The sequence below is a fragment of the Streptomyces sp. NPDC127068 genome (assembly GCF_042724695.1).
Taxonomy (GTDB): domain Bacteria; phylum Actinomycetota; class Actinomycetes; order Streptomycetales; family Streptomycetaceae; genus Streptomyces.
The window spans coordinates 1-17,116 of the sequence record NZ_JBHXEN010000040.1 but is presented as its reverse complement, the minus strand read 5'-3'; the positions used below and the strand labels follow the sequence as shown (position 1 = coordinate 17,116).

12 protein-coding genes are annotated in these 17,116 nt (G+C 72.8%); 5 read left to right on the top strand and 7 right to left on the bottom strand.

Annotated elements, in window-relative coordinates; all coding sequences use genetic code 11:
* The first annotated feature begins 143 nt into the window (after nt 1-143).
* Nucleotides 144-1,925 (top strand): non-ribosomal peptide synthetase, encoded by a 1,782-nt coding sequence (locus tag ACFWIA_RS23930; protein ID WP_387008325.1) that lies wholly within the window; start codon nt 144-146, stop codon nt 1,923-1,925.
* Between the two features lie 22 nt (nt 1,926-1,947).
* On the opposite strand, the gene ACFWIA_RS23925 is transcribed toward ACFWIA_RS23930, so the two are convergent.
* Nucleotides 1,948-3,162: a cytochrome P450 gene (locus ACFWIA_RS23925; RefSeq protein WP_387008323.1), complete on the bottom strand. Its 1,215-nt coding sequence runs from the start codon at nt 3,160-3,162 to the stop codon at nt 1,948-1,950.
* A gap of 271 nt (nt 3,163-3,433) precedes the next feature.
* Between ACFWIA_RS23925 and ACFWIA_RS23920 the strand changes: the two genes are divergently transcribed.
* The 4 genes from ACFWIA_RS23920 to ACFWIA_RS23905 are packed head-to-tail and all read left to right on the top strand — an operon-like array spanning nt 3,434 to nt 6,954.
* Nucleotides 3,434-4,180, top strand: coding sequence for a thioesterase II family protein (locus tag ACFWIA_RS23920; protein WP_387008321.1), 747 nt, complete (start codon nt 3,434-3,436; stop codon nt 4,178-4,180).
* Between the two features lie 15 nt (nt 4,181-4,195).
* Entirely contained in the window at nt 4,196-4,942 is a 747-nt protein-coding gene (locus tag ACFWIA_RS23915) for an SDR family NAD(P)-dependent oxidoreductase (protein WP_387008319.1), read from the top strand.
* 40 nt (nt 4,943-4,982) lie between these two features.
* A complete protein-coding gene (locus ACFWIA_RS23910; RefSeq protein WP_387008317.1) occupies nt 4,983-6,236 on the top strand; it encodes a pyridoxal phosphate-dependent aminotransferase in 1,254 nt (417 codons plus the stop codon).
* 1 nt (nt 6,237) lies between these two features.
* Nucleotides 6,238-6,954: a tryptophan 2,3-dioxygenase family protein gene (locus ACFWIA_RS23905; protein WP_387008315.1), complete on the top strand. Its 717-nt coding sequence runs from the start codon at nt 6,238-6,240 to the stop codon at nt 6,952-6,954.
* A gap of 113 nt (nt 6,955-7,067) precedes the next feature.
* Here ACFWIA_RS23905 and ACFWIA_RS23900 read toward each other — a convergent pair whose 3' ends face one another.
* The 6 genes from ACFWIA_RS23900 to ACFWIA_RS23875 all read right to left on the bottom strand — a co-directional run bounded on the left by ACFWIA_RS23900 (nt 7,068) and on the right by ACFWIA_RS23875 (nt 17,031).
* Complete coding sequence (locus ACFWIA_RS23900; protein WP_387008313.1) at nt 7,068-7,535, bottom strand: putative immunity protein; 468 nt, start codon at nt 7,533-7,535, stop codon at nt 7,068-7,070.
* A 91-nt stretch (nt 7,536-7,626) separates the two neighbouring features.
* A complete protein-coding gene (locus ACFWIA_RS23895) occupies nt 7,627-7,860 on the bottom strand; it encodes a helix-turn-helix transcriptional regulator (RefSeq protein ID WP_387008311.1) in 234 nt (77 codons plus the stop codon).
* Between the two features lie 12 nt (nt 7,861-7,872).
* A complete protein-coding gene (locus tag ACFWIA_RS23890) occupies nt 7,873-8,724 on the bottom strand; it encodes an ABC transporter permease (RefSeq protein ID WP_387008309.1) in 852 nt (283 codons plus the stop codon).
* Nucleotides 8,721-9,695, bottom strand: coding sequence for an ABC transporter ATP-binding protein (locus ACFWIA_RS23885; protein WP_387008307.1), 975 nt, complete (start codon nt 9,693-9,695; stop codon nt 8,721-8,723). Before ACFWIA_RS23885 ends, ACFWIA_RS23890 begins: the two co-directional genes overlap by 4 nt.
* A gap of 214 nt (nt 9,696-9,909) precedes the next feature.
* Nucleotides 9,910-10,131: an MbtH family protein gene (locus ACFWIA_RS23880; RefSeq protein WP_385494248.1), complete on the bottom strand. Its 222-nt coding sequence runs from the start codon at nt 10,129-10,131 to the stop codon at nt 9,910-9,912.
* 111 nt (nt 10,132-10,242) lie between these two features.
* A complete protein-coding gene (locus ACFWIA_RS23875) occupies nt 10,243-17,031 on the bottom strand; it encodes an amino acid adenylation domain-containing protein (protein WP_387008414.1) in 6,789 nt (2,262 codons plus the stop codon).
* Between the last annotated feature and the right edge of the window lie 85 nt (nt 17,032-17,116).

The window sequence follows — 17,116 nt, the reverse complement described above, 5'->3', positions numbered from 1 at the left end:
TTGTGCGCTCGGCCGGATATCCCCGCGCTCTGCCTTTCGCCCCTCTTTCATCTTCCACCGATCGTCGCGAGCGGACTTCTATGGTGACCGGGTGCGGTGCAAAATCGTGAACTCCCCGACGAGAGGGCCGATCGGTGAAGACGGTGCCCCAGCTATTCGAATCCAGCGTCGCGCGATCGGGTGACGCACCCGCCGTCATCTTCCGCAACACCACGGTGGATTACTCGGAATTGAACGCCCGCGCCAACCGGCTGGCCCGTCGGCTGGTCGCGCGTGGAGTGGGACCCGACACCCTCGTCGCGATCGCCGTACCGAGGTCCGTCGAACTGGTCACCGCCGTCCTCGCCGTCCTCAAGGCCGGCGGGGCGTACCTCCCGCTGGACCCCGCCTACCCGGCACCACGGCTCGCCCACATGCTCGACGACGCCCGGCCCCGGCTCCTGCTGCGCGTGGACACCGTGGACGTGCCGTCCGGGGACGTCCCCGAACTGGTCCTCGACGAGGCCGGGTTCGTGGCCCGCCGCGCCAGCGAACCGACCCACGACCTCACCGACGCCGACCGCCGCGCGCCGCTGCGCCCCGACCACCTCATGTACGTGATCTACACCTCCGGTTCCACGGGCGTCCCCAAGGGGGTCGCCGTACCGCACAGCGGGGTGGCCGACATGGTGGCCACCCAGGCGGCGACGGTCGGCGCGGGCCCCGGCGACCGGGTCCTCCAGTGGGCGTCGATCAGCTTCGACGCGGCGTTCTGGGACCTCACGCTCGGACTGCTCTCCGGCGCCGCGCTGGTGCTGGCCGACGCGGACGACCTGCTGCCCGGCGAGCCGCTGAAGGCCACCCTGCTGCGCCACGACGTGACCCACGCGGTGCTGCCCCCGGTGGCCCTCAGCGTCACCGACAGCGATGAGGTGCTGCTCGGCGGCACCGTCATGTCCACCGGGGACACCTGCACCGGCGCCCTCGTCCGGGAATGGTCACGCGGCAGACGGATGTTCAACGGCTACGGGCCGACCGAGGTGACCGTCGGCGCCACCGTGGCGGGTCCCCTCACCGGCGAGGACGAGACCGGCATCGGTACCCCCTGGACCGGCAATCAGGTCAGGGTGCTCGACGCACGGCTCGCCGTGGTCCCCGACGGCACGGACGGGGAGTTGTACGTGGCCGGCAGCGGACTCGCCCGCGGCTACCTCGGCAGCCCCGGCGCCACCGCCCTGAAGTTCCTCCCCGACCCCTTCGGACCCCCCGGCGGGCTGATGTACCGCACGGGCGACCTGGGACGGCGCCGCGCCGACGGCGAGCTGTTCTTCAGCGGTCGTGCCGACGGCCAGGTCAAGGTCCGCGGCTTCCGGGTGGAACTCGGCGAGATCGAGACCCGGCTGACCGTCCATCCGTCGGTGGGCCTCGCAGTCGCCGCCGTCGAGGGCGGAATCGGTGACGCGCGGATCGTCGCGTACGTCACCGCCGCCGACGGCGCCGACGTCTCACCCGCCGCGCTGCGCCGTCATGTGGCCGAGGCGCTGCCCGAGCACATGGTGCCCTCCGCCGTGGTCGCACTCGACCGGTTCCCCACCACGGTCAACGGCAAGATCGACCGGTCCGCACTGAAGGACGCGGCCCCGGCGGCCACCGCCCGCACCGACGGCCCCCGCGAGGACGGCGACGCGCCCGTCCCGGACAGTGGCGGGGGAGTGGAGGACACGGTGTACGGGCTGGTCGCGGAGATCCTCGCGGTGCCCGCCGCTCGTCCCGGGGACAACTTCTTCGACCTCGGCGGACACTCCGTCCTCGCCGCTCATCTCGCCCGCCGCATCCGCCGCGAGCTGGCGGTCACCGTACCGATGCGCGCCATCTTCGAGGCCCAGGACCTGCGGGAACTGGCCCGCCGGGTAAGGGAGTCGGGAACCCCCTCCACCACCGGCTGAGCGGCCCGCCCGACCGCACCCGTCAGCGGGACGTGAACGCGACCGGCAGCGTCCGGTAGCCGAACAGGAACGTCGAGTAGATCCGCTCCGGCTCCCCGTGCGGTTCGATCTCCCGGACCGTCGCCGCCAGCGCCGACAGCAGCGCCCGGAGCCCGGCCCGCCCCAGATACGCGCCGACGCAGAAGTGGGCGCCGTGCCCGAAGCTGATGTGCTTGTTCGGGGTCCGGGCCAGGTCGAAGGAGCGGGGGTCGGTGAACACCGTCTCGTCGTCGTTGGCCGAGGTGTTCCACAGGGTGACGATGTCCCCCTCGGCGACCGGCTGCCCCGCGAGGTCCAGGTCACGGGTCGCGGTCCGCGCGAAGTGCATCGCCGGAGTGGCCCAGCGCAACACCTCCTCCACCGCCGTGTCCACCGGCACCTCGCCGTCGCGCAGCGCACCCCACTGCTTCGGATGCCCGGCCAGTTCGTGCACCGCCACCAGTGACGACATCCGCGACGACTCGTCGCCGCCCAGGATCAGGCTGTAGCAGTTGAGCGCCAGTTCCTCGGGTGTGAGGCGCTCGCCCTCCACGTCCGCGCTCGCCATCATGCTGATCACGTCGTCGCCCGGCGCGGCCCGCCGCTCCAGTGCCAGATCCATGAAGTACAGGACGATCTCGTTGCGCGCCCCGAGCGAGTCCAGCCCGTCGTCCCCGGGTGCCTGCGACGACAGCGCCATCTTGTTCCACCGCAGCAGTTGCGCCCGGTCGGCCCGCGGCACCGACAGCAGATCGCAGATGGTCGTCATCGGCAGCCGGTCGGCGACCTCGGCCGCGAAGTCGAACGGCCCGCCCCCGGTGAACGACTCCACCAGCTGCGAGGTCCGCTCCGCGATCCCCGCCGCCACCGCGCCGAGCACCCGGGGCGAGAACGCCCGCAGCATCAGCCGGCGCAACTGACGGTGCCGGGGCCGGTCGGTGACGGCAAGCATCTTCCCGCCGGCCGGATCGTCCCCGCGCAGCAGTACGTCCAGCACCGTCCCCCGGCCGGACGCCAGCCCCTGCGCGTCGTTGTACGCGGCCTGCACGTCCCGGTGGCGGGACACCACCCAGAACCCCGGCTTCCCGTTCCTCGCCTCATGCCAGAACACCGGGGCGTGCCGACGCGCCTGCGGCCAGATATCGCGCGGATCGTACCGGGCGAAGGTGAGCGGGTCCGTGAGATCGAGCGAGCGCACGAGCGAAATCGGCAGTTCCATAAGGGACTCTCCTTATTCATCGTGCCGGTCCGGTCCCACGACACCCCGGCTTCGCCGTGCCTGTCCCCGGGATCGTCACCGCCACCGTTCGCCGAATACGGAAACCCTTGCCCAGGTCTTTCACCCCGGCCCCGGAACTGACTGATAGGGGAAAGATTGACGGCGGGTGGAGAAAACCCATGGGACTCTCGCCATTACCGGAGCGGAGGTCCGGAAGGAGGACCCGCGTCGGAACCCGGTCGCGCCGGAAGAAATCGGGGGACGCCTGAGAATGCCTCGCAGAACATGGTTGCGGACACTGGGGAACACACCGCGGGCGCCCGCCGCCCGACTGGTCTGCTTCCCGCATTCCGGCGGCTCGGCGGGCGGCTTCCTGCCCTGGGTCGACGCCCTCCCGCCCGGCACGCACCTGCTGGCCGCGCAGTACCCCGGCCGCGCCGACCGGCTCGCCGAACCCCCCGTGCCCGACGTCCGCGCCATGAGCGCCGCGCTCGCCGGGGAGCTCCTTGCCCTCGCGCCACTGCCGTCCGTCCTGCTCGGCCACAGCCTCGGCGCGCTCGTCGCCTTCGAGACCGCCCTCGCGCTCCAGGCCGCAGGGCACACCCCGCACCGGCTCTGCGTGTCCGGCTGCGAGGCGCCCGCCGGGGCCGCGGGCGGACGCACCCACCGGGCCTCGGACGACGAGCTGTGGTCGGCGGTCGCCGGACTCGACGGTTTCGCCCCCGACCTGGAGGACGACCACGAACTGCGGGAACTGCTGCTCCCAGCGCTGCGCTCCGACGTCACCGCGTACGAGACGTACCAGCCCACGTCCGGACGGCTGCACTGCCCCGTTGACGCTTTCCGGGGCACCGACGACCCGCTCGTCGGGGCGGCGGACCTCGCCGGGTGGGCCGCGGTCACCTCGGGCCGCTTCGTCACGGACGTGCGTCCTGGAGGCCACTTCTACGTCGGCGGCACCGCCGATCTTGCCGCCGCCGTGACGGCGGTCCTGCCCATGGCGGGCACAGGTGTCTGACGGAAGGGGTAAGCGGTGGGTCTCGTCGGAAGATCGGTCATCGTCACCGGGGCAGGCTCCGGGATCGGGGCGGACATCGCCCGGTTCGCCGCCGAACGGGGCGCCCTCCTCACCGTCGTCGGACGCCGGGAGCAGCCGCTGAGGGAACTGGCCGACCGGGTCGACGGGCCCGTGCTGGTGGTCGGCGAGGACCTCACCGAACCCGGCGCCGCGGCCCGCGCGGTCGACGCCGCCGTTGCGCGGTACGGACGGCTGGACGGTGTCGTCAACAACGCCGGTACGGCCCGTTTCGCCCGGCTGGAGGACGCCGACCCGGCGGATCTGGACGCCATGTTCGCGCTCCACGTCCGGGCACCCGCCCAGGTCGTACGGCACGCGCTGCCCGAACTGCGCGCGCGGCGCGGCGCGGTGGTCAACGTGTCCTCGGTGGGCGGTGTCCTCGCGATGCCGGGACGGTCGTTCTACGGGGCGAGCAAGGCGGCGCTGAACAGCCTCACCCGCTCACTGGCCCGTGAACTGTCCCCCGACGTACGGGTCAACGCGGTGCTCCCCGGACCCGTCGACACCCCCATGTGGCACGAGGCGGGGATGAACGCGGCACAGACCGCCGCGCTGCGTGACACGCTCCTCGCCGCGACCCCGATGGGCCGCTTCGGCGAGGGCCACGAGATTGCCCGGTCCGTGTGCTTCCTCCTGGACCCGGAGCAGTCCGGCTGGACGACCGGCGCGCTGCTGCCGGTGGACGGCGGCCGGACGGCATGACCGATCGACATCCCAAGTTGTCCGTTCAAGTGGAGGTGGCATGAGCGCGCACATCCCAGTGACCGAGGAGCCGGGCCTCTCGTCCGTCGCGGCGACGATCCCGTCGTCGTGCCTGCACGACATCTTCCGCGCGGCCGACCGCGCGGAACGGGCCGGCACCGAGGTGATCAAACTCCATGTCGGGGAGCCCTATTTCGGGCCGCCACCCGCTGTGGCCGAGGCCCTGGTGGACGCCGTACGCGGGGGCCGCACCTCCTACACCGAGGTGGAGGGGCTGCTCGCGCTCCGGGAGGCGGTGGTCCACAAGCTCGCGGTGACCGGCGGCGCCGACACCGACCCGTCGCGGGTCTTCATCACCCCGGGTTCCTGCCAGGGCCTGTCGGCGCTGCTACACACCCTGGCGGAGCCGGGGGCGGAGATCCTGCTGCCGGAGCTGCACTGGCCGGTCCATCTCCAGCAGGCCCTGCTCGCCGGGTTCCGGCCAGTCTTCTACCCGCTGGATGAAAACTACCGGCCGGACCCGGAAGGCATCCGCGCCGCTGCCTCGCCCCGTACCCGGGTGCTGCTGGTCAACTCCCCGGCCAACCCCACGGGGGTGGTGCTCGACGCGGCACTCCTCGGCGAGTTGTACGGGGTCGCCCGCCAGGAGGGCTGGCAGATCATCAGCGACGAGGCGTACGAGCACTACGTCTACGACGGCGCCCATGTCGCGCTCGCGTCACTGGAACGCGAGGTGCCGTCCGCCGAGCGCATCGTGCACAGCACCTACAGCTTCTCCAAGAGCATGGCCATGACCGGGTACCGGCTCGGGTACGTCGTCGCGGCGAACGAGCGCACCGCGAAGGCTCTGCGGGTGGTGCAGGAGGCCAGCATCATCGGACCGTCCGCACCCGTCCAGCACGCGGGCGTCACCGCCCTGGGACTGACGGACGCCGCCGACACGCACCGCAAACTGGTCCGGCACAACCGGGACACCGCGCTGGCGCCGCTCGTCGAAGCGGGTCTGCTCCGCGGGCTCCCGGCCGGCGGCTGGTACGCCATGGCGGACATCGGGCGGACCGGGCTGGACGCGGAGGCGTTCACCGAACGGCTGCTGAGCGCGCACCGGGTCGCAGTGGTCGCGGGCGCCGGGTTCGCGATGCGCCCCGGACTCGACGAATTCGGCCGGATCACCTCGACCGCCTTCCCGCCCTGGTCGCGGAGCCTGATCCGGATCGCCTTCTGCGTGGACCCGGAGGCACTGTCGACCGGGGTGGCGCGCCTCCTCGACTTCGTCCGTGACATGGAGCGCTGAGATGGCCCGTCTGACCTACTCCGACTACCTGGGGCTGAACACCCTGCTGTCCCTCCAGGCGACCCGCACCCCGGACACGGCGGACCGGGCGGTGCTCCTGTCGGAACACTTCTTCATCGTCGCCCATCAGTCGTGCGAGCTGTGGCTCAAGCAGATCATCGCCGATCTGGAGGCCGCCGCCGACACCCTCGGATCCCGCTTCGAGGAGGGCGCCGCCGAGCTGGGCGCCGAGTATCTGCACCGGGCCAACGAACTGTTGTGGGTGCTCTACGGGCAGCTCGTCGCCCTGGAACGGCTCCCGCTGCGGCACTTCGCCGAGTTCCGGCCCCATCTGGACAGTGCGAGCGGCGCCGAGTCCGCGCAGTTCCGCCAGCTCGACAAGCTGATGGGGGACGACCAGCGGCCGGGAAGGCTGTACGAGGCGTTCACCGCGGCGCTGGACCACGCGGGGATACCGCTCGCGGAGCTGCCGGGGATGGGGCCCGCCGCCGGGGTCCATCACCGGATCAGTGAGTCGCTGCTGGACATCGCCAACTCGTACTGGCGCTGGAAGGTGGCGCATCTGGTGCTGATGACCAAGCTGCTGGGCAGTCTGCCGGGCACCGGGGGGTCCAGCGGGGCGGCCTTCCTCGCCGGACGGATCACGGTGCCCTTCCCGGAGCTGCGGGAGACCCGGGCGCGACTGCACGAGAGGTTCACCGCAGGTCCCCGGTCCTGACCTGGCGGGCGCGGGAGGGACCGGGGCACACGGGGGAGGGGGCCAGCGGCGACAACGCCTCTGGCCCCCTCCTGCGTTCCGTTTCGGCGCGTTCGGGTCCGGTCCGGGACGGGTCAGCCCTTGGCGGGGAAGGCCGCGGCGCGCAGATGCTCCGGGAGGTGCCCGACCTGCCAGGCGCGTTCGGTGGCGCCCGCATCGCTCGGGGCCACGGCGTACGCGGTGGCCTGCTCGGCGGACACTTGGACGGCGGCCCCCGCGTACGTGGCCGCGTTCACCGCGTACGTTGCGGCGTGCTGGGCGTGGGTGGGCACATGCGCGGTGGCCGCGGCGTGGCCCGCGGCGCGCGCCGCCGCCCGGGCGGCGGCCTGTCCGGCCTCACGGGCCGCGGCGTGCGAGGCGAACGCGGCGGTGCGCGCCGCGGCCATGGTGATCTCCCCGCGGGCCCAGGCGCGTCCGGCCTCCACGGCCTTGCGCGGCCGGTCGTCATCGGGGCGTTCCGCCTCGAAGTGCGCCAGCACGTGCTCCGCGCAGTCGACGGCCCAGAGCGTCAGCGCGGTGTGGTCCTGCTTGTCGAGCGGCATTCCTGATCCCACCTCTTCCCGGCTCCTACCGGCTCAGTGCGGTCCGACCGTGCCATGTCCCGGGCGCGGCCGGTGTGTCGTGGCGGTGTGCTCACACCGCTTCGCTGCCCAGCCGGGGAAACGGCTCGATGGAGAAGACCACCTCGACGGGCACCTCGAAGTACGTCGCGATCCGCAGGGCGAGATGCAGACTCGGGCTGTACTCGCCCCGTTCGAGGTACCCGATGGTCTGGTAGTGCACACCGAGGGCGTCGGCCAGTTCGCGGCGCGATATTCGGCGCTCGGCCCGCAGCATGGTGATCCGGTTGTGGATCGTCTCGCTCATGGTCACTTCGCTTCACATCGGTCGTTGCTCGGCCTTCGCCCGGCGGGCGGCCACGCTCGAACCGGACTCGCGCCGGGCCATCCGGCTCAGTACGACGGGCGCCAACAGGAACCCGAGAGCCGCCCACAGGCCCAGCACTCCGAGCGTCTCGGCGTGCCGCCAGGACTCCCCGATCTCGGCGGCGGCCAGTTCGTCGGGCAGCAGCGCGGACCGCAGACCCAGGGCGAGCCAGTACACGGGGAACACCTGTGCCAGCCACTGTAGCCAGTCGGGGAATCCGTTGATCGGGTAGAAGACCCCGGAGATGGCGACCAGGCCCATCAGGGGCAGCGTGGTGAAGCTCATGCTCTGCGCGCTGTTGAACAGGGAACCGAGGATCGCGCCGAGCGGCAGGGTCGCGAGCAGCCCGAGCGCCAGGACCCAGGTCAGCGTCACCCAGGACATGGCCCGGCCCAGTTCGAGCCCGCCGAACAGGAACGAGGCGGGGACCAGTACGGCGAACAGACTCGCGGCGGTCACCGCGGCCCGACTGACGACCTTGCCCGTCAGATAGCCGAGCACGCCGTTCGGTACCGCCTTGGCCCGCAGCAGGGTGCTGTCCTCACGGTCCATCGTCAGCGCGATGGCGAGTCCCATGAGACCGGTGAGCATCGCGTTCATCGCGAGGATGCCGGGGACCGCCTGGGAGCCGAGGGACGCGTCGGTGCCCGGCACGGTGTTGTCCCGCAGGATGTACATCACCGCCAGCGACACGGCCGGCGGGAACACAGCGCCCCAGATGTCCTGGGAGTTGCTCACGTTCTGTCGGAACTCGATCCAACCGCGATGGAGTCCGGCCCGCAGGGCCACCGCACTAGGATTCACGACGCCACCTCCCGCAACTGGGTCGGCACACCGGCGCGCTGCCCCGACTCGTACTCCCGCACCAGGGCCATGTAGACGTCCTCCAGGCTGGCCCGGCGCACCTCCAGATCGCCGATGGCGTCGCCGTACTGCTCGAACAGCCCGCGGACGTACGAGGTGGCGTCGTCCGCCGCGTGCACGTAGTGCTCGCCGTCGCGGCTGTAGCGCACCTCGGCCTTGCTCGACACCTCGCGGGCGAGTTCGGCGGCGCTGCCGTTGGCCACGATCCGGCCGCCCGCCAGCATCACGATCCGGTCGGCGAGCTTCTCCGCCTCGTCCAGGTCGTGGGTGGTGAGCAGGATCGTGGTCTCCTCCAGGTCCGCGAGCCGGTGCACCAGGTCGTGGAAGTCCTGACGGGCCTGCGGGTCGAATCCGGCCGTCGGCTCGTCCAGGAACAGCAGATCCGGCCGGCCCACGATGCCGACGGCCACGTCGAGGCGTCTGCGCTGCCCGCCCGAGAGGGTGCCCACCCGGGCACCGGCGCGTTCGGTGAGTCCGACGAGGTCCATCAGCTCGGCCGCGTCGTACGGCCGGACCCGGCCCTCGGAGCTGTAGGGGACGTAGTAGCGGCCGAAGTGGTCGAGGAGCTCGCCCACTCGCCACTTCGCGTGGTCGCGCCAGGACTGGAGCACGACACCCAGCCGCGCGCGCCACGCCTCATCGCCGTCGTCGGGGTCGGTGCCGAGGACGCTGACCTGCCCGGCGGAGCGTCGCCGGAAGCCTTCGAGGATCTCGATGGTGGTCGTCTTGCCGGCTCCGTTGGGCCCGAGCAGGGCCAGTACCTCGCCCCGGCGCACCGTCAGGTCGACACCCGTCAGCACGTCGGTGGTGCCGTAGCGCATCCGTAGGCCGCGCGTCTCGATGACGGCTTCGCCGCCGGGCGGTCCCGCGACCTCGCCGGGGACCGCGTCCGGTGCGGTGTTCAGGGCCATGCTCCCCCTCTCCCTCCACGATTCCGATGGTTCCTCAACTGTCTTTCGTAGCAGGGATACTACAGTTGATCCTGTCTCCGCTGTGTCATCCGGAACATTCCGCTCCGGCGGGTGGCGGCCCGTCAGGCGAACGGGCGGCGCCGCGGGCCCGCGGACGCTGCGCGGGGCGGGGCGCCGCCCCGCCCCGCGCCCGGCGGGATCTCGGAGCGGCCCCTCAGACCTGGTCCGCGGCCATCGCCTCCCGCAGACTGCGCGGACGCATGTCCGTCCAGTGCTGATCGACATAGGCCAGGCACGCGGCGCGGCTCTCCTCGCCGAAGACCGCCCGCCAGCCCGCCGGGATGTCCGCGAACGTCGGCCACAGCGAGTACTGCTCCTCGTCGTTGACCACCACGTGGAAACGGCCGTCCTCGTCGTCGAACGGGTTGGTGCTCATCCGGTCCTCCCAGAGACTTGGTTGGGTGTCGGTACTCCTGATGGAACCCCGCGTCCCGGTCACTGCCCCGGGCTCGCGGTCCGCACACCGCCCCGTGCGGGGCGGTAGGCGTCACTCCCCGGCCAGCAACCGGCCGATGACCGCGCCGATCTCAACGGCGTTGGCGGGCCAGTACATCTCCTGGTGCGTGCAGGAGACGGGATACGTCCGCACGCCCCGCGCCACGTGCGGCGCCCACAGGTCGTAGAACTGGTCGTCCAACCGTCGGGGCGCACGGGTCGCCGGATCGAGCAGCGCGTCGAAGAACACCGCCCGCCCGTCGAACACCGGCTGTTCGAACTTCTGCATGAGGACCGTGTGGTCGACCAGGATCGAGGCCGCGGTCTCCACCAGGAACGGATACTCCTCCATCCCGTCGAGATGCCCCATGTAATGCGCGAGGAACTCCCGCACCGACGCCTCGTCGGGCGCGTCGTACCGGGCGAAGTGACTGCTCGGCACGCAGTCCAGCAGCGCCAGCAGCGCCACCTCGTGCCCCCGCCGCTGGAGCTCCGCCGCCATGGCGTGCGCCACCGTGCCACCGAACGACCACCCGAGCAGATGGAACGGCCCGTGCGGTTGCACCGCGAGCACCTGTTCCAGGTAGTCGTCGACCATCTCCTCGATCGACTCGGGTCGCACCGCACCCGGCTGGAACCCCCGCGCCTGCACCCCGTACACCGGCCGGTCGCCCGGCAGGTGCGGGGCGAACCCCAGATACGGCCAGCACAGTCCGCCACCAGGGTGAATCCACCACAGCGGCGCCCGCTCACCCTCGGTGCTGATCGGCAGGAGCACCGCGTACGGGTCGCCCGGCGCGGACTCCCCGCCCTCCGGCAGCAGCTGCCGCGCCAACTCCGCGACCGTCGGCGACCGGAACACCGTACGGATCGGCACCTCCGCGCCCAGAACCTCCCGGATGCGCCAGATCAGCCGGATCACCCGCAGCGAGTGCCCGCCCAGCGCGAAGAAGTCGTCGTCGACACCGACCCGGTCCAAGCCCAGCACCTCGGCGAACAGACCGGCCAGCGCCTCCTCCCGCTCGTCGCCCGGCGCCCGGTAGCCGTCCCCGGCCGCGTCGGGTTCGGGCAGCGCCGCCCGGTCCAACTTGCCGTTCGCCGTCAGCGGCAGCCGGTCGACCACCACGAACGCCCCCGGGACCATGAACTCCGGCAACCGCTCCGCCAACCGCTCCCGCAGCAGCGACGGCAGCCGGGCCGCGCTCCGGGACACCGCGGGCGCGTTGGACGCCCTGGCCCCGGCCGCGGGCACGAGGACCCCGTCCCAGCCTCCGGTGCCCGTGCCGTCGACCACGACCGCCTCGAACCGGTCCGCCGCGTCCGGCGACCAGGTGCACAGCACCGTCAGTCCTCGCTCGGCGCCCCAGGCCCGCAGCGCCCCCGGGTCCACCCCGGCCACCGGGGCGTCCGCGGCCACCGCGCCGTCCGTGGCTGGTGCCCCCTCGCCGACCAGCCGTGCGTTCGGCACGCCCGTCACCCGGACCGGCCCCTGCCGACCCTCCAGCGCCCGCGCGAGACCTTCCGTGCCGTGCACGTCCCGGCCCCACACCAGGACCGGCGCCTGCGCCAGCCGGACCCGTTCCACCGGCCGCTTGTGCACCACCACCTCGTAGCGGTGCCGCGTCAGCTCGTTGTGCCCGGCGGCGTCCTTCAGCCGGATGTCCGTACCGCCCACCTCCCGATGGCCCTCGGCCCACGCCGTGAAGAACCCCGGGTCCAGGACGAGTTCCTTCTCGCCCAGCACCGCCCGCTCCACCGCCGCACGGACCGCGGCCGGCGGGTCCTGCGGATACTGGGCCCGGTGCACCGCGGTCCGGAACAACCGCAGGGTGGCCAGATTGCGGACATCACCCACGAACACCCGCCCCCCGGGCGCCAGCAGCTCCATCGCCAGCTCCAGCACCCGCTCCAGATACGCGGTGTCGGGGAAGTACTGCACCACCGAGTTCAGCACCACCGTGTCGAAGAACCCGCGCGGCAGCCCCGTCCCGTCGTCCGCGGCCTGGCAGCGCAGCTCCACCCGCCCGCGCAGCGCCCCGTCCGCGTCGACCTGGCCGCGCAGCCGCTCCACGACCGGCGCCGAGAAGTCGGTACCCCAGTAGACCTCCGTGTCCGGGGCCAGCGGAGCCAGCAGCAGACCCGAGCCGACCCCGATCTCCAGCACCCGCCGGGGCCGGCCCTCCCGGACCCGCGCCACCGCCGCGTCCCGCCACGACCGCATCTGCGCGACAGGGATCGGCTGCCCCGAGTACGAACTGTTCCAGCCGGTGAAGTCCTCACCCAGCGGGACCGCGCCGTCCCCGGTGCCCCCGTACATCCCGTCGTAGATCTCCCGCCACTCACCGACCTGCTCGGTGGCCTCGCCCTCCGCCGCCGCGGCCTCGTCCGGCACCACGTACGCCACCAGCCGCCGCTCCCCGAGCCGGTCGGCCCGCGCCACCACCACCGCGCGGGCCACCCCGGGCTGCTCCCGGAGCACCGTCTCGATCTCGCCCGGCTCGACACGGAAACCCCGCAGCTTCAGTTGCTCGTCGGCGCGCCCCACGAACACCAGCCGCCCGTCACGGTCCCAGCGCACCAGGTCACCGGTCCGGTACAGCCGCGCCCCCACCGGCCCGAACGGGGACGCCACGAACCGGCCCGCCGTCAGCGCGGGCCGTTCCGCGTACCCCCGCGCGAGCCCGTCGCCCGCCACGTACAGTTCCCCCACCACACCCGGCGGCGCGGGCCGCAGCCCCCGGTCGAGGACGAGCAGCCGCCCGCCGCGCAGGGGCGAGCCGATCGGCACCGACCCGCTGCCCAGGTCCTCCGCCGAGGACAGCGGGTACCGGGCGGCGAACGTAGTGGTCTCCGTCGGACCGTAGCCGTTGACGACGAGCAGGCCCGGATGCGCGGCCAGCATCCGCCGCACCGCATCGGGCGGCAGCACGTCACCACCCGCCCACACCTCGCGGACCCCGTCCAGGGCCGCCGGATGCTCGTCCGCGACGACCGCGAACAGCCCCGCCGTCAGCCACAGCGCGCTCACCCGGCCCTCGGCCACGGTGCGCGCCAGCACGGCCGGATCGGTACGCCCCGGTGGCGCCAACACCACCGTGCCCCCGTTGAGCAACGGCACCCACAGCTCGTACGTCGACGCGTCGAAGGTGTGCGGCGAATGCATCAGTACCCGCCGATGGGCCTCCCCCCAGCAGTCGTCGGCCGTCAGGTCCACGATGTTGCGATGGGTCGTCACGACCCCCTTCGGCTGCCCCGTCGAACCCGAGGTGTACATGAGGTACGCCGCGTTGTCCGCCCTGGCGGACGGCTCCGGCGCGTCCTCGGGGAACCCGTCCAACGGCTCCTCGGCCCACCCGTCGTCGACCACCGCCACCGGACCGCTGTCCGCCAACACGTACGCGACGCGACCGGCCGGATGGTCCGGGTCGACGGGCACGAACGCGGCGCCCGCCTTCAGCACCCCCAGCATCGTGGCCACCAGCGCGGGGGACCGCCGCATCCGCAGCGCCACCCGGTGCTCCGGGCCGGCACCCAGACCGGTCAGCCGGTGCGCGATCCGGTTCGACCACACGTCCAGCTCCGCGTACGACCACGTACGGTCGCCGAGCACCAGCGCGGGATCACCCGGCGCCCGCGCCACCCGCGCAGCGAACAGCTCCGGCACGGTGGCCCCGGAACGCACCGCCTCCCGGGTGCCGCCCGACCACTCCAGCAACCGCTGCCGCTCGGCGGGCGTCACCAGCTCGGCCCGGCCGATCGGGGCGTCCGGGTCGGCGGCCAACTCGTCCAGCAGCCGCCGCCAGCGGGCCAGCAGAGCCTCCACCGTCGTCGCGTCGAACAGATCGGTGGCGTACTCGGCGACTCCTGACAGGCCCGTCAGGTTTCCCAGCTCGTCATGGTGCTCGCTCAGGCTCAGGAACAGGTCGAACCGCGCCGTACCGGTCGGCGCCGACTCGGGCCGCACCCGCAGCCCCGGCAGCTCGAAGTCCGGCCGTGCGTTGTTCTGCAACGCCAGCGCCACCTGGAACAACGGATGATGCGACGTCGAACGCGCCGGATTGAGGACCTCCACCAACTGCTCGAACGGCAGGTCCTGGTGCTCGTAGGCCGCCAGGCTCGTCACCCGCACCCGGCCCACCAGCTCGGTGAACGACGGATCGCCCGAGGTGTCAGCCCGCAGCACCCACGTATTGACGAAGAAACCCACGAGGTCGTCCAGCGCCTCGTCCGTACGCCCCGCGATCGGCGACCCGATCGGCACGTCGTCACCCGCCCCCAGCCGGGACAGCAACGCGGCCAGCCCCGCCTGGAGGACCATCGCCGTCGTCGCGCCGCAGCGCCGCGCCAGACGCTGGAGCCGCCCCGTCAACCCCGCCCCCAGCGAGAAGCCCGCGAGATCCCCCCGGTGCGAGGCCACCGGAGGCCGCTGCCGGGCACCAGGCAGCTCCAGCGACTCCGGCAGCCCCGACAACTGCGCGCTCCAGTAATCCAGCTGACGGCTGTACCGGCTCGCCGGGTCCTCCCGGTCGCCCAGCAGCTCCCGCTGCCACAGCGTGTAGTCCACGTACTGCACCGGCAGCGCGGGCAGATCCGCTGCCCGGCCCTCCCGGCGCGCCCCGTACGCCGACATCAGGTCCCGCGCGAACGGCTCCAGCGACCACCCGTCCCCCGCTATGTGGTGCAACAGCACCAACAGGACCTGTTCCCCGGGGCCGCACCCGAAGAGCCACACCCGCAGCGGAGGTTCCGCCGACAGGTCGAACGTCTCCCGGGCCGCCTCCGCCATCACCGCCGCCAGCCCGGCCTCATCGACGCGCCGCTCCCGCCACGGCACCTCCACCGCCTCCGGCGGCAGCACCCGCTGACAGGGGTGGCCGTCCACCTCGGTGAACACCGTCCGCAACGCCTCGTGACGTGTGACCACGTCCCCCAGCGCCGCGCGCAGCGCCGCCCCGTCCAACTCCCCGGACAGCCGCAGGGCCAGCGGCCAGTTGTAGGTCGCGGACGGACCTTCCAACCGGTGCGAGAACCACATCCGGCGCTGGGCGAACGACAGCGGTACGCGCTCCGGCCGCTCGGCCGCCCGCAAGGGCGGCCGATGCTGCCCGCCGCCCGCCAGATGTCCGGCCAGCCCGGCGGGCGTGGGGGCCTGGAAGACGACCCGCAGCGGGATGTCCACGCCGAACTCGGTGCGGATACGGCTCACCAACCGGGTCGCGAGCAGTGAGTGCCCGCCCAGCACGAAGAATCCGTCGTCGGCCCCGACCCGGTCCGCCCCGAGCACCTCGGCGAACAGGGCGCACAGCGCGCGCTCCTGCGGTGTCGCCGGGGCACGGCCCCCGCCCGACAGGGCGTAGTCCGGGGCCGGCAGCGCCGCCCGGTCGATCTTGCCGTTGGGCGTCAGCGGCACCTCACCGATCGGCACCACGGTCGCCGGAACCATGTACTCGGGCAGCCGCTCCCGCACCCGCTCGCGCAGGGCCGTCGTCAGCGGGCCGATCTCCCGGGCCGCCACCGGGTCGTTCACCAGGTCCCGGCCGGCCGCCGAGGGGATTTCCCCGGCCCCCCCGTACGTTCCGTCGACGGTACGGCCGGGCACCGGCGGCCCGGGAAACAGGACGGCGTCGAACCGGTCGGCGCCCAGCGCCGAGAACGTCGCCAGCGCCTCCCAGCCCCGTTCCAGGGCCCACTCCCGCAGTTCCTCCGGGTCGAGGTCCGGCGCGGCGCCGGTCGACCCGACCGGCAGGCCGAGGGTCCGGGCGTGCGCGGCCTCTGCGGCGAGCCGGGCGTTGCCTGCCCCGCGTATCCGCAGCGGGCGGCCGCGCCCGAGCAGCGCCGCTGCCAGGGCGTCGAGCGAGGAGACGTCGACGCCCCACGTCAGGGGATCGGTACCGGTCAGCGGGAGGGGATCGGCCGCCGCCTTGTGCAGCACTACCTCGTACCGGTGGCGGGTCAGTTCGTTGTGGTCCCGTCCGGTCTTCAGCCGGATGTCCACGGCCGCCTCGCGCGGCGCGGCCCAGTGTGCGAACCACTCGGGTTCGAGGACGAGTTCGCGCTCCAGCAGTACCGCCTGTTCCACCGCGGCGCGGGCGGGCGCCGCCGCGCCGTCCGGGTGCGACACACGACGCGCCGCGGCCTGGAGCAGCCGCAGGGTGGCGGCCCGCCGGACGTCACCCACGATGATCCGGCCGCCCGGCGCGAGCAGCTCCCACGCCCGTGCCAGCACCTTCTCCAGGTACCGAGCGTGGGGGAAGTACTGCACCACCGAGTTCAGCACCACGGTGTCGAAGTGCCCGCTGGACAGACCGGAGACGTCGTCGGCGCTCTGGCAGCGCAACCGCACCCGGTCGGCGAGTCCCGCGTCCGCGACCTGGCTGCGCAGCCGGTCGACGACCGAGGGGGAGAAGTCCGTGCCCCAGTACTCGTCCACCTCCCCGGCGATCCGCGCGAGCACTAGCCCCGTACCGACGCCCAGTTCGAGCACCCGGCGCGGGGACCAGCGGCGCACCAACTCCACCGCGGCGTCCCGCCAGGCCCGCATCTCCTCCAGCGGGATCGGCTCCCCCGTGTAGGCGGACGTCCAGATGCCGAAGTCCTCGCCGAACGGCTCCTCGGCCGACTCCGCGTACGCCTGGTCGTAGACCTGCTGCCACTCCCGCACCTGCTCACCGGTCCGGACGTCCCAGTCGTCCTCACCGGCGCCTTCGGCCGTGCCGCTGCGCGGCCCGGACCGCGTGTCCGGGACCACGTACGCCACCAGCCGATGGTCGTCCGCCTGCTCCTCCCGGGCGACGACGACGGCCTGACGCACCTGCGGATGGCCGCTCAACGCGGCCTCGATTTCGGTGGGTTCGATGCGGTGGCCGCGGATTTTGAGTTGGTGGTCGGTGCGTCCGTTGTGGTGGAGGTGTCCGTGGGTGGTGGTG

Coding starts and splice junctions, on each gene's coding strand:
- ACFWIA_RS23900 (WP_387008313.1), bottom strand. CDS start 7,535: ATGCCGCTCGACAAGCAGGACCACACCGCGCTGACGCTCTGGGCCGTC.
- ACFWIA_RS23905 (WP_387008315.1), top strand. CDS start 6,238: ATGGCCCGTCTGACCTACTCCGACTACCTGGGGCTGAACACCCTGCTG.
- ACFWIA_RS23920 (WP_387008321.1), top strand. CDS start 3,434: ATGCCTCGCAGAACATGGTTGCGGACACTGGGGAACACACCGCGGGCG.
- ACFWIA_RS23910 (WP_387008317.1), top strand. CDS start 4,983: ATGAGCGCGCACATCCCAGTGACCGAGGAGCCGGGCCTCTCGTCCGTC.
- ACFWIA_RS23885 (WP_387008307.1), bottom strand. CDS start 9,695: ATGGCCCTGAACACCGCACCGGACGCGGTCCCCGGCGAGGTCGCGGGA.
- ACFWIA_RS23880 (WP_385494248.1), bottom strand. CDS start 10,131: ATGAGCACCAACCCGTTCGACGACGAGGACGGCCGTTTCCACGTGGTG.
- ACFWIA_RS23925 (WP_387008323.1), bottom strand. CDS start 3,162: ATGGAACTGCCGATTTCGCTCGTGCGCTCGCTCGATCTCACGGACCCG.
- ACFWIA_RS23895 (WP_387008311.1), bottom strand. CDS start 7,860: ATGAGCGAGACGATCCACAACCGGATCACCATGCTGCGGGCCGAGCGC.